At 61.5% G+C, this 12,790-nt stretch carries 9 protein-coding genes; 4 read left to right on the top strand and 5 right to left on the bottom strand.

Translation table 11 applies throughout. The features are described 5' to 3' along the window. Positions 1–52 precede the first annotated feature (52 nt). A complete protein-coding gene (locus U0988_RS02930; protein ID WP_322291154.1) occupies positions 53–364 on the bottom strand; it encodes a DUF1244 domain-containing protein in 312 nt (103 codons plus the stop codon). A gap of 47 nt (positions 365–411) precedes the next feature. On the opposite strand from U0988_RS02930, the gene pyk reads away from it, so the two are divergent. From pyk to U0988_RS02915, 3 genes are all read left to right on the top strand, one after another. Then, a complete protein-coding gene (pyk, locus tag U0988_RS02925) occupies positions 412–1,881 on the top strand; it encodes a pyruvate kinase (RefSeq protein ID WP_322291153.1) in 1,470 nt (489 codons plus the stop codon). A 30-nt stretch (positions 1,882–1,911) separates the two neighbouring features. Further along, positions 1,912–2,463, top strand: a complete 552-nt coding sequence (locus U0988_RS02920) for a manganese efflux pump (RefSeq protein WP_322291152.1) — start codon at positions 1,912–1,914, stop codon at positions 2,461–2,463. Positions 2,464–2,624: 161 nt separating this feature from the next. Further along, on the top strand, positions 2,625–2,846 hold the full coding sequence (locus U0988_RS02915) for a hypothetical protein (protein WP_322291151.1): 222 nt from the start codon (positions 2,625–2,627) through the stop codon (positions 2,844–2,846). Positions 2,847–2,924: 78 nt separating this feature from the next. Here the strand turns inward: U0988_RS02915 and gltX are convergent, their stop codons facing one another. Next, on the bottom strand, positions 2,925–4,256 hold the full coding sequence (gltX, locus tag U0988_RS02910) for a glutamate--tRNA ligase (RefSeq protein WP_322291150.1): 1,332 nt from the start codon (positions 4,254–4,256) through the stop codon (positions 2,925–2,927). 27 nt (positions 4,257–4,283) lie between these two features. Next, a complete protein-coding gene (locus tag U0988_RS02905; RefSeq protein ID WP_322291149.1) occupies positions 4,284–4,721 on the bottom strand; it encodes a hypothetical protein in 438 nt (145 codons plus the stop codon). 124 nt (positions 4,722–4,845) lie between these two features. Here U0988_RS02905 and U0988_RS02900 point away from each other — a divergent pair, with 124 nt between their 5' ends. Then, a complete protein-coding gene (locus tag U0988_RS02900) occupies positions 4,846–5,979 on the top strand; it encodes a serine hydrolase domain-containing protein (RefSeq protein ID WP_322291148.1) in 1,134 nt (377 codons plus the stop codon). Between the two features lie 110 nt (positions 5,980–6,089). Here the strand turns inward: U0988_RS02900 and rpoC are convergent, their stop codons facing one another. Beyond that, entirely contained in the window at positions 6,090–10,406 is a 4,317-nt protein-coding gene (gene rpoC, locus U0988_RS02895) for a DNA-directed RNA polymerase subunit beta' (RefSeq protein ID WP_322291147.1), read from the bottom strand. Between the two features lie 76 nt (positions 10,407–10,482). Then, positions 10,483–12,790, bottom strand: a 2,308-nt coding sequence (gene rpoB / locus U0988_RS02890) for a DNA-directed RNA polymerase subunit beta (protein ID WP_322291146.1), incomplete at its 5' end; no start/stop codon positions are given.

Below are 12,790 nucleotides of genomic sequence, written 5' to 3'. Positions count from 1 at the left end.
CGCGTAGTAGCGAGGCCGGACCGCGCGGTGAAGCGGCCAGCCGGGGTTTTCCCTATTCGCTGTTCTTCGCGACGCTCTGCGCCATGCGGGCGAGCTGCTGTTCGGTTGCAGTGGACTGGTGCTTCGCCTTCCATTCGTCCGCCGGCATTCCGTGGATCACCTCCCGCGCAGCCGCCTTGTCGCCTTCGAAACCGGCGTCCACGATCCAGTCCGCAAGACAGTTGCGGCAAAATCCTGACAGGCCCATCAGATCGATATTCTGTGCATCGTGGCGGTGCTGAAGATGGCGTACCAGCCGCCGGAAAGCCTCGGCCGCCACGGCATCAGGGAGTCTGTCCAGGCTGCTGTTTGAATTCGTATCCATCATCATCGTCCTTGTGCTGTCATGCGGCTTTGGCATAGGCGGTAGACATGGCAAAATCTCCATCGCACAAACTCGCCCCCCGCGGACGCAAGGTCAAGATCCTCGCAACAGTCGGACCGGCCAGCAGCTCCCCCGAAATGCTCCGCAAACTGTTCAGAGCGGGGGTCGATGCGTTCCGCGTCAACATGAGCCACGGTGAACACGCGGTCCACGCCGCGACCATTGCCGCGATCCGCGAGATGGAAAAGGAATTCAGCCGCCCGATCGCGATTTTCTGCGACCTGCAGGGGCCGAAGCTCAGGGTCGGCAAATTCAAGGATGGGCGGGCCGTAATCCGCCATTCGGGCCATTTCACGCTCGACCGTAACCCCGAACCCGGCGACGAGACCCGCGTCGAACTGCCGCATCCCGAATTGTTCGGCCTGCTCGAAAAAGGACAGCGCCTGCTGATCAATGACGGCAAGATCCAGCTGAAGGTGATCCGCGCGGACGAAAACGAGATCCTCTGTTCCGCGGTCGTTGGCGGAGTGATTTCGGATCGCAAGGGCGTGAATGTGCCCGATGCGGAAATCCCTATTCCGGCGCTAACCGAAAAGGACCGCCGCGACCTCGCCTTCGCCGTACAGCAAGGGGCCGACTGGATCGGCCTCAGCTTCGTCCAGCGCCCGGAAGATCTGGCCGAAGCGCGCAAGCTGATGGGCGGGTACGGCGCGCTATGCGCCAAGATCGAAAAGCCGATGGCCATCCGCCGGCTCGACGAAATTCTCGAGATGTGTGACGGGGTAATGGTCGCGCGCGGCGATCTCGGTGTCGAACTGCTGCCCGAGGAAGTGCCGCCGCTGCAGAAGAAAATCGTCAACAAGGCGCGGATGCTGGGCAAGCCGGTGATCGTCGCAACGCAAATGCTGGAAAGCATGATCGAAAGCCCGGCACCGACCCGGGCCGAAGTGTCGGACGTGGCCAACGCGGTCTATGACGGCGCCGACGCGGTGATGCTGTCCGCCGAAACCGCCGCGGGCGAATGGCCCGAAGAAGCGGTCACTATCATGGACCGGATCGCGGTGCAGGTGGAACGCGACGACAGCTATCTGGCGCGCGTCCGGTTCCTCGACACGCCTCCCGATGCGACGACGGCTGACGCGCTCAGCCACGCCTGCATGACCATCGCCGACACCGTGCTGGTCTCTGCCATTACCGTGTTCACCGGCTCCGGTTCGACCGCCCGCCGGGTCGCGCGCGAACGGCCTTCGGTGCCGATGCTGGTGCTGACCCCGTCGAACCGCACCGCCCGCCGCGTCGCGCTGTTGTGGGGCGCGCATCCGGTCATCACCAAGGACATCGGCAGCTTCGAAGAGATGATCGCCAAGGGCAAGCGCATGGCCTTGCGGCACGGCTTCGGCAAGGCGGGCAGCAAGATGATCGCGCTGGCCGGCGTGCCGTTCGGAACCCCGGGCAGCACCAACCTGCTGCATGTGGTGACGCTGGCGGGCGACGAGTTGGAACGGCACAAGGGCTAAGCCGGCAATAGCTGATTTCCGGATATACTCGTGATTTCACTATCTCTTCTGCTGCTTTCGTTTGGCCTGGCGATGGATGCCTTTGCCGCTGCGGTTGCGCAGGGTGCATCATGCCGCCCCAATCGCGCCGCGGCCTTGCGAATGAGCCTGGCTTTCGGACTGGCGCAAGCGATCATGCCCGTGTTCGGGTGGGGTCTGGGGACTGCTTTCGGGGAAAATATCGAAGTGCTGGACCACTGGATTGCCCTGGTTCTGCTGGGAATTCTCGGCCTCAGGATGATCCGCGAAGCGTTGAACCGTGATCCGGACGCGGCGATCACGCAGCTCACGCTCTGGCCGCTGCTGGCGGCAGCAGCGGCAACCAGCGTCGATGCCGCCGTCGCCGGGGTTACCTTGCCTACCTTTGGAATTCCGATCGCGGCGGCCTGCGCGGTGATCGGTTTGACCACTGCTGTTCTGACCTATCCCGGCGTGTACCTGGGCGCGCTAGCCGGTGAAAAGCTGGGCAAATGGGCTGAGGTCCTGGGCGGACTGATTCTGATCGGGCTCGGGGTCAAGATATTCCTTGAACACCAGTTTTAGGCGGGTGGCAGGGAAGTCCTTCGCAGAATCCGGAATAATTGCAGACCGTCCCACGATCCGGGCGGCCGAGCCGATTTTTCGAACTCTTTGCCATATCGTGTTGCTATTGCTCGATTACCAGGCTAACAGCAGTGTCCCTTCCAGTATCAAGAGTCGCTTCTATGAAAATTCGAAATCTGTTTCTGGCCGCCGCGGCCGTTTCGCTTGCAGCAGCACCCGCCGTTTCGGCCGCCGACACTGCCCGTGCTTCGGCACCGGTCACCAGCGAAAGCGAACTCGGCGGTAGTAATGGCATCCTTGGCCTTCTGGCCGTAGGTATTCTGGCTGCATTTATCGCTCTCACGGCAATCGACAGCGATGATGACGAGCCGATCAGCGCATAAGCCTGATCTGAACTGTTGAATTGGAAAACGGGGCTTCGGCCCCGTTTTTTATTGGCCGAAACGGCTGAATGTCGTGATTCAACCCGCCGCCCGTTCCATCCTGCGGCGAGCGGTGTCCTCGCCCAGCACCAGCAGCAATTCGGCCATGTCGGGGCCGTGGTCCATGCCCGTCAGCGCTTGCCGTAGCGGCAGGAACAGCGGCTTGCCCTTGCGGCCGGTGGTCTGCTTGAGAGTACCGGTAAGTGCGTGCCACGGGTCTGCGGCGGTAAAATCGAGCGCCGCCGCCGCCTGCGCCAGATAGGCGCGGTCTTCATCCGAAAATTCCGGCAGTTCGATCGGTCCGATGACGATCCGCCACCATTCCGCGGCATCCGCAACGACTGCCAGATTGGGCCGGACCGCGTGCCAGGCCGCTTCGTCCATTCCTTCCGGCAAGCGGTCCTTCACCGCGGCATATTCCATCTGGTGAACGATCGCGGTGTTGACCCGGTCGAGATCGGCATCGTCGAATTTGGCCGGCGCGCGCCCGAATGTGCCGAGGTCGAAACTGTCGACCAGTGCCTGCCGATCCGCAATCGGTTCGACCGGCTGCGAGGTTCCCAGCCGCGCCAGCAGCGCGACGATGGCTTCCGGCTCGATCCCACGTTCCCTGAAGCTGTCGCAGCCGAGCGACCCCAGCCGCTTCGACAATTTACCCTCCTTGCCCATCAGCAGCGCTTCATGCGCAAAGCGCGGCGGAGCGGCGTCCAGCGCTTCGAACATCTGGACCTGGACCGCGGTGTTGGAAACGTGGTCCTCGCCCCGGAGGACATCGGTAATACCCATTTCGATATCGTCGACCGCGCTGGGCAGCATATACAGCCACGATCCATCGGCGCGGCGGATCACCGGATCGGACAGACTGGCGGCATCGAATTTCTGCGGCCCGCGAACCCCATCATCCCAGGCAATCGGACTGTCGTGGTCGAGCAGGAACCGCCAATGCGGCGCGGTCCCTTCCGCAGCCTTTGCCGCGTGATCGGCCTCGGTCAATTGCAAGGCGGAGCGGTCGTAAATCGGCGGCAAGCCGCGGCCAAGCTGGACCTTGCGTTTGAGATCCAGTTCCTGCGCCGTTTCATAGGCCGGATAGATTCGCCCGGCGGCCTTCAGGGCTTCAAACGCCGCTTCGTAATGGGACAGGCGGGCGGACTGGCGTTCCTCCCCGTCCACATCCAGGCCGAGCCACGCCAGATCGGCTCGGATTCCCTCGACAAATTCCTCACGGCTGCGTTCCGCGTCGGTATCGTCGATCCGCAGCATAAACTTGCCCCCGGCCTTGCGAGCCAGGAACCAATTATGCAGCGCCGTGCGGATGTTGCCGACGTGCAAATTGCCAGTGGGCGAAGGGGCGAAACGGGTGATCGTGGTCATGCCCCGCCGCTTAGCGTTTCGAGCGAATTATTGCGAGAAGAGTGTGACTGAATGCCCTTCGCCCGAAAACTCGATGCCGTTGGCCGGTGTCCCCCGCACCTGCACTGCCCGGTCGAACGCGCGGGAAATGGCTTCTTCTTCCGGAAAGAGCCCGCGCTGGCAGCTCACTGTTGGAACGCGGCTCGCGGCGAACCCTCCACCGGCAAGCGTATAGGCCCATTTGAACCGGACGCATTGCGAGAGGACCGCGATCTCCTCCGCCGAAATCGAGGCGGAGATCCCGTGCGGCAGGTTGATGTCTTTTCCGTCCACCCCCGCGACGCGGTATTCGCCGAGCAGAGCCGCGGGCTCCGTGATCAAATCGTCGGTCGCCATGGAGACGGACTCGGTAGGCTCGGCAGTCTCGGTCGCGGCGGGCGCGCAGGCCGTTGAGGCTGCGAGAATGAGGAACGCAAGGATACGCATGACGGGGTCGGTCCTTCACCCATTGCTATACGGGTGGAGATCCTACCCGTCTTCGCTTCGATCCGAAACAGATTGCTCGCGAATTCCGCTGGATTACCCGGTCTGGCCAGCTATCGTGGCGGCCATGATGAACGATACCGGGCTCTCGCAGGCCATTACCGAAGCCCGGCTGCCAGGCGCAGCGTGCCTGATTGTCGACCGCGATTCGGTGCGTTACCGCCGCAGCTTTGGCTTCGCCGATGCCGTCGCCGGGGTACCGATGGAGGCCGATACGATCTGCCAGATCGCCTCGATGACCAAGGCTTTGGTCTCGGTGGGGGTAATGCAATTGGTGGAGGCGGGCCGGATCGAGCTCGATGCTCCGATCGCCCCGCTACTGCCCGAACTGGCCGATCCGCAGGTGCTGACCGGCTTTTCCGGCGACGGCACACCGATGCTTCGTCCGGCGGCAGGGCCGATCACCTTGCGGCATCTGCTGACTCACACCTCGGGACTTGGCTATGCCTTCGTTCAGCCGGAAGTGCTCCGGTATTTCCGGGCCGCGGGCATCCCCGCACCCGGATCCCGGGCGAGCATCACCATGCCGCTACTGTTCGATCCCGGAGAGGATTGGGCTTACGGGGTCTCGACCGATTGGGCCGGGCTGGCGATCGAGGCGGTGACCGGCACCGATTTGCAGACATATCTGCAGACCCACGTCTTCACGCCGTTGGGGATGGTCAACACCGCGTTCCGCGATTCGCTCCCTGAGGGTGCGGCCCGGGTCCATATGCGCAGCGGGGATGGCGGGTTCGTGCTGAGCCCGCTCTATCTCGGCGGAGGCGAATTCCACGGCGGGGGCGGCGGATTGACCTCCACCGCCGCGGATTACGCCCGCTTCCTGCAAATGATGCTGCGCGGCGGAGAACTGGACGGACACCACTTGCTGCAACCCGAAACGGTCGCCGAGATGTGCCGCAATCAGGTCGGGGCCATCCGCGCCGGAGCGATGCCCACCGCCATGCCGGACTTTGCCGCGCCTTACGACACCTTCCCCGACCAGCACACCGGCTGGGGCCTGGGTTTCCTGATCAATCCGGAAGCCATCGAAGGCGGCCGCTCCGCCGGCAGCCTGTGCTGGGCAGGAATCTTCAATAGCTACTATTGGATCGACCCTGCCGCCGGAGTAGCCGGGGTGTTCATGAGCCAGCTAGCGCCTTTCGGCGATCCGGGGGCACTGGCGGCATTCGGCGCATTGGAGCGGATGGCTTATCGTTGAGGGTACCCAGCGACTGCCGGCCTTCCGCGGAGTCTCCATATTTTATCTCGAACAAAAAACCCCGCCGGATCGCTCCGGCGGGGCTTTTTGTATGACTTCAGGCGAAGGATTTATTCCGTCTTGTCGCCGTCCGCTGCCTCTTCGTTCAGGTAGTCGCCGGCGTCCGCATCGGTGCCGTGGGTTTCGCCCTCGACCGTTGCCAGCGGATCGTCACCGATTGCGGCTTCGGGGCCCTGCGCGAGTTCCGCTTTGTGCTCTTCTTCCGCGGTGTTGGCAGCGATGATCGCTTCCTGTGCCTTCTTCCATGATGCGCGGATGGCCGCGTCACGGCTGTTGGCGGTGACGCGCATCCGGTTCATGCCGGCACCGGTACCCGCCGGGATCAGGCGGCCAACGATGACGTTTTCCTTCAGGCCGATCAGCGAATCCTTCTTGCCTTCGACCGAAGCCTGCGTCAGCACGCGGGTCGTTTCCTGGAAGGACGCCGCCGAGATGAAGCTGCGCGTCTGGAGCGAAGCCTTGGTGATCCCAAGCAGGATCGGCTTGCCTTCCGCGCGCTTGCCCTTCTTGTCGAGCTTGGCGTTGTATTCTTCCATTTCTTCCCGGTCGATCTGTTCGCCGGCAAGCAAAGTGGTATCGCCGCCATCGGTGATTTCAACCTTCTGCAGCATCTGACGAACGATCGTCTCGATGTGCTTGTCGTTGATCTTCACGCCCTGAAGCCGGTAGACTTCCTGGATTTCGTTGACGAGATATTCGGCCAGTGGCTCGATGCCCAGCACGTCGAGAATGTCGTGCGGGTTCGGACTGCCCGAAATCAGCGTGTCGCCCTTCTTGACGAAGTCGCCTTCCTGCACGTCGATCACTTTGGTCTTGGGGATCAGATATTCGACTGGATCCCCTTCTTCCGGGATGATCGCGATCTTGCGCTTGGCCTTGTATTCGCGAACGAATTCGATCCGGCCGGAAATCTTGGCAATGATCGCATTGTCTTTCGGAATACGGGCTTCGAACAATTCGGCCACGCGCGGCAGACCGCCGGTGTTGTCACGTGTGTTGGCGGCTTCGCGGCTGGCACGGGCGAGAATGTCGCCCGCTGATACCTGCTGGCCGTCCTCGACCGAAAGCGAGGTGCCCGGAGCGAGCATATAGCGCTGCGCCTCGGTTTCGCCTTCGTCGTCCAGGCTCTGACCTTCGCCGAGCAGAGTCAGACGAGGACGCAGATCCTCCTTCTTCTTCCGGTTGGCGGAACGGTCTTCCACCACGACGCGCTGGGCAATACCCGTCGCTTCGTCGACGCGTTCTTCCATCGTCTTGCCATCGACAAGATCCTGGAAGCGGACGATACCCGATTGTTCGGTGATGATCGGCAGGGTGAACGGATCCCATTCGGCAATCCGGTCGCCCTCCTTCACCTTCGCGCCGTCTTTCTGCATCAGCACGGTACCGTAAGGCACCTTGTGAATTTCGCGTTCACGGCCTTCGGCATCGATCACCGCCAGCTCACCGGTGCGGGCGAGAGAGAGCAGGCGCCCCTTCTTGTCCGTGATGGTGGGCATGTCGCGATATTCGATCTTGCCGTCCGAAATCGCTTCGAGATGGCTGGTTTCGTTGATCTGCGCGGCCCCGCCAATGTGGAAGGTACGCATGGTCAGCTGGGTGCCCGGTTCACCGATCGACTGCGCGGCGATAACGCCAACAGCTTCACCGATGTTGACCGGCGTGCCGCGGGCGAGATCGCGCCCGTAGCACTTGCCGCAGACGCCCTGATCGGCTTCGCAGACCAGCGGCGAACGGATCTTGGCGGACTGCACTTCAGCCGCTTCGATTTCCGCCACCATCGCTTCGTCCAGCAGGGTGCCGGACTTGACGATGACTTCCTCGGTCTTGGCGTTGATCAGATCTTCCGCGGTGGTCCGGCCAAGAATACGCTCACCAAGGGTAGCGATAACCGAACCGCCCTGAACGATCGCACGCATTTCCAGCATGTTCTCGGTCTTGCAGTCTTCCATCACGATGACGCAGTCCTGCGACACGTCGACCAGGCGGCGGGTCAGGTAACCCGAGTTCGCCGTCTTCAACGCCGTATCCGCGAGACCCTTGCGGGCGCCGTGGGTGGAGTTGAAATATTCAAGAACGGTCAAGCCTTCCTTGAAGTTCGAGATGATTGGCGTTTCGATGATTTCGCCCGAAGGCTTGGCCATCAACCCGCGCATACCGGCGAGCTGCTTCATCTGCGCCGGCGAACCACGCGCGCCCGAATGGCTCATCATGTAGATCGAGTTGATCTGGGCTTCGCGGCCGTTTTCATCGACCGGGCGTGCCTTGATCTCGTCCATCATGGCGTCCGCCACCTGGTCACCGCATCGGCTCCAGGCGTCGATCACCTTGTTGTATTTTTCCTGCTGGGTGATCAGGCCGTCCTGATATTGCTGTTCGTAGTCGGCCACGAGCGCCTTGGTCGTCGCGACCATGCCTTCCTTCGAATCGGGAATGATCATGTCATCCTTGCCGAAGGAGATGCCGGCTTTGAATGCGTGGCGGAAGCCCAGCGTCATGATCGCGTCGGCAAACAGCACCGTGTCCTTCTGGCCGGTGTGGCGATAGACCTGATCGATCACGTCGCCGATTTCCTTCTTCGTCAGAAGACGGTTGACGATGTCGAAGGGAACCTTGTGGTTCTTTGGCAGGCATTCACCGATCAGCATCCGGCCAGGGGTGGTTTCGAACCGCTTGAGCGCGATCTTGCCCTTTTCGTCGGCCTGCGGAACGCGGGTCACGATCTTCGAGTGCAGGGTCACCGCACCGATATGCAGCGCCTGATGCACCTCGGCCATGTCGGACAGCATCATGCCTTCGCCCGGTTCGCCTGCGCGGTCCATCGACAGGTAATAGATGCCCAGCACCATGTCCTGCGAGGGAACGATGATCGGCTTGCCGTTGGCGGGCGAGAGGATGTTGTTGGTCGACATCATCAGCACGCGCGCTTCCAGCTGCGCTTCGAGGCTGAGCGGCACGTGGACCGCCATCTGGTCACCGTCGAAGTCGGCGTTGAAGGCGGAGCAGACCAGCGGGTGAAGCTGGATGGCCTTGCCTTCGATCAACACCGGTTCGAACGCCTGGATGCCCAGACGGTGAAGCGTAGGCGCGCGGTTGAGCATCACCGGATGTTCCCGGATCACCTCGTCCAGAATGTCCCAGACTTCCTTGCGTTCCTTTTCGACCCACTTTTTCGCTTGCTTCAGGGTCATCGACAGACCCTTGGCATCGAGCCGCGCATAGATGAACGGCTTGAACAGTTCGAGCGCCATCTTCTTGGGCAGACCGCACTGGTGCAGCTTCAGTTCCGGACCGGTCACGATCACCGAACGGCCCGAATAATCGACGCGCTTACCCAGAAGGTTCTGGCGGAAGCGGCCCTGCTTGCCCTTGAGCATGTCGGACAGCGATTTCAGCGGACGCTTGTTGGCGCCCGTGATCACCCGGCCGCGGCGACCGTTGTCGAACAGCGCATCGACCGATTCCTGCAGCATCCGCTTTTCATTGCGAACGATGATGTCCGGCGCGCGCAGTTCAATCAGGCGCTTCAACCGGTTGTTGCGGTTGATGACCCGGCGGTAGAGATCGTTGAGATCGGACGTCGCGAACCGGCCGCCGTCCAAAGGCACCAGCGGGCGCAATTCGGGCGGAATGACCGGCACGACTTCGAGGATCATCCATTCGGGGCGGTTGCCCGAATCGATGAAGCTTTCGACGACCTTGAGGCGCTTGATGATCTTCTTGGGCTTGAGCGTGGATTTGGTAACCCGCAGCTCCTCCATCAGATCATCGCGTTCCTGCACCAGGTCGAGATCCATCAGCATGGTCTTGACCGCGGCAGCGCCAATATCGGCGGTGAAGGCGTCTTCGCCGTATTCGTCCTGCGCTTCGAGCATTTCGTCTTCGGTCAGCAGCTGGAATTTTTCCAGCGGCGTCAGGCCGGGTTCGGTGACGATGTAGCTTTCGAAATACAGGACCCGCTCAAGCTGCTTCAACTGCATATCGAGCAGCAGGCCGATCCGGCTCGGGAGCGATTTCAGGAACCAGACATCCGCAACCGGCGCGGCCAGTTCGATATGGCCCATCCGCTCGCGGCGGACCTTGGTCACGGTCACTTCGACGCCGCATTTTTCGCAAACGACGCCCTTGTACTTCATCCGCTTGTACTTGCCGCACAGGCATTCGTAATCCTTTACCGGACCGAAGATGCGCGCACAGAACAACCCGTCACGTTCAGGCTTGAACGTGCGGTAATTGATGGTTTCCGGCTTCTTGATCTCGCCGAAGGACCACGAACGGATGCGTTCGGGACTGGCGATCCCGATCTGGATCTGGTCGAAAGTTTCCGGCTTTGCGAGCTGGTTGGTGAATTTTGTCAGGTCGTTCATTCTGGTCATCCCTAGTCGGGTGAAAATTCCTGGTGGAGCCGGGATTTGGCGGCGTTCTGACGCGCCGCCCGTTACCCTATTCCGCCGCTATCTGCATCGCGCCGTCATCGTCTTCGCCGGTATCGATCGAAGACAATTCGACGTTAAGGCCGAGGCTGCGCATTTCCTTCACCAGCACGTTGAAGCTTTCCGGAATGCCGGCTTCGAAGGTGTCGTCACCCTTGACGATTGCTTCGTAAACCTTGGTCCGGCCGATCACGTCATCGGACTTCACGGTGAGCATTTCCTGCAGCGTGTAGGCCGCGCCGTAGGCCTGGAGCGCCCAGACCTCCATTTCACCAAAGCGCTGTCCGCCGAACTGCGCCTTACCGCCCAGCGGCTGCTGGGTGACGAGGCTGTAGGGTCCGATCGAACGGGCGTGGATCTTGTCGTCGACCAAGTGGTGCAGCTTCAGCATGTAGATATAGCCCACGGTAACCTGGCGGTCGAACGCCTCGCCCGTGCGGCCATCGAACAGCGTTACCTGGCCCGAACCCGGCAGATTTGCCAGATGCAGCATTTCGGTGACGTCCGCTTCGCGTGCGCCATCGAACACCGGCGTACCCATCGGTACCCCGTTCTGGAGGTTGCCCGCCAGTTCGATGATATCGCCCGTCGAACGGCTTTCCAGTTCGGCGTGGTACTGTTCGCCGTACACATGCTTGAGCGTTTCGACGACGACTGCCGGAGGGTTTACCCCTTCGTAGTCTTCGCCGACATCGGGGTTCGCCGCGCGCCATTCTTCCAGCGCCGCAGTAACCTGCTGCCCCAGACCGCGTGCGGCCATACCCAGATGGGTTTCGAAGATCTGCCCGACGTTCATCCGTGACGGCACACCCAGCGGGTTGAGCACCACATCGACCGGCGTACCGTCTTCGAGGAACGGCATGTCTTCGGCCGGCAGGATGCGGCTGATCACGCCCTTGTTGCCGTGACGGCCGGCCATCTTGTCGCCCGGCTGCAGCTTGCGCTTCACCGCCACGAACACCTTGACCATCTTGAGCACGCCCGGCGCGAGTTCATCGCCCCGTTCCAGCTTTTCCTTCCGGTCGTCGAACTTGTCCTGGATGATCTTCACGGCATCATCATATTGCGACTTGACCGCTTCGATCTGCATCTGGCGGCCATCGTCGGCGACAGCGAATTTGAACCATTCGAATTTTTCGAGATCGTCCAGCAGCGCCTCGTCGATCACGACACCCTTCTTGATACCCTTCGGCGCAGCGGAAGCAGTCTGGCCGAGGAGCATTTCGCGCAGGCGGTTGTAGGTTGCCCGGTTGAGAATGGCGCGTTCGTCTTCGCTGTCCTTGCGCAGACGCTCGATTTCCTCGTTCTGGATCGCGCGCGTACGGTCATCGATCTCGATGCCGTGGCGGTTGAACACGCGGACTTCGACCACGGTACCGGCAACACCTGGCGGCAGGCGCAGCGATGTATCGCGCACGTCGGACGCCTTTTCACCGAAGATGGCGCGGAGGAGCTTTTCTTCCGGAGTCATCGGGCTTTCGCCCTTCGGGGTGATCTTGCCGACCAGGATATCGCCCGGATGCACTTCGGCACCGATATAGACAATCCCGGCTTCGTCGAGGCTGCGCAGGGCTTCCTCGCCGACGTTGGGAATGTCGCGGGTGATGTCTTCAGGTCCAAGCTTGGTATCGCGGGCCATGACCTCGAATTCCTCGATGTGGATCGAGGTGAACACATCGTCCTTCACGATGCGTTCGGAGATCAGGATACTGTCTTCATAATTGTAGCCATTCCACGGCATGAAGGCGACGAGGCTGTTACGGCCCAGCGCCAGTTCGCCCAGATCGGTCGACGGACCATCGGCAATGATATCGCCGGGTTCGATCACATCGTTCACCTTCACCAGCGGACGCTGGTTGATGCAGGTGTTCTGGTTGGAACGCTGGAATTTCTGCAGCGTATAGATATCGACGCCGGACTGGCCGGGTTCGACATCACCGACAGCGCGGATCACGATTCTGGTGGCATCCACCTGATCGACGATCCCGCCGCGAACCGCCGAAATAGCCGCACCCGAATCGCGGGCGACGGTTTCTTCCATGCCGGTGCCGACAAACGGTGCTTCGGCTTGCACCAGAGGCACAGCCTGACGCTGCATGTTGGAGCCCATCAAGGCGCGGTTGGCGTCATCGTTTTCCAGGAACGGAATGAGCGATGCTGCGACCGACACCAGCTGCTTGGGCGAAACGTCCATCAGCGTGATCTGGTCGTTGGGCAGCATTACGAATTCGCCGCTTTCCCGCGCCGAAACCAGTTCTTCCACAAACGATCCGTCAGCGTTCAGTTCGGCCGAAGCCTGCGCCACGGCGTGCTTCTGT

The organism is Allopontixanthobacter sp., assembly GCF_034376665.1.
Lineage (GTDB): Bacteria > Pseudomonadota > Alphaproteobacteria > Sphingomonadales > Sphingomonadaceae > Allopontixanthobacter.
This window is presented reverse-complemented; position numbering and strand designations above follow the sequence as displayed.

Bases quoted from the DNA above. Each gene is read 5' to 3' on its own strand.
- U0988_RS02930 (WP_322291154.1), bottom strand. From the start codon at position 364: ATGGATACGAATTCAAACAGCAGCCTGGACAGACTCCCTGATGCCGTG.
- pyk (WP_322291153.1), top strand. From the start codon at position 412: ATGGCAAAATCTCCATCGCACAAACTCGCCCCCCGCGGACGCAAGGTC.
- U0988_RS02915 (WP_322291151.1), top strand. From the start codon at position 2,625: ATGAAAATTCGAAATCTGTTTCTGGCCGCCGCGGCCGTTTCGCTTGCA.
- gltX (WP_322291150.1), bottom strand. From the start codon at position 4,256: ATGACCACGATCACCCGTTTCGCCCCTTCGCCCACTGGCAATTTGCAC.
- U0988_RS02905 (WP_322291149.1), bottom strand. From the start codon at position 4,721: ATGCGTATCCTTGCGTTCCTCATTCTCGCAGCCTCAACGGCCTGCGCG.
- U0988_RS02900 (WP_322291148.1), top strand. From the start codon at position 4,846: ATGATGAACGATACCGGGCTCTCGCAGGCCATTACCGAAGCCCGGCTG.
- rpoC (WP_322291147.1), bottom strand. From the start codon at position 10,406: ATGAACGACCTGACAAAATTCACCAACCAGCTCGCAAAGCCGGAAACT.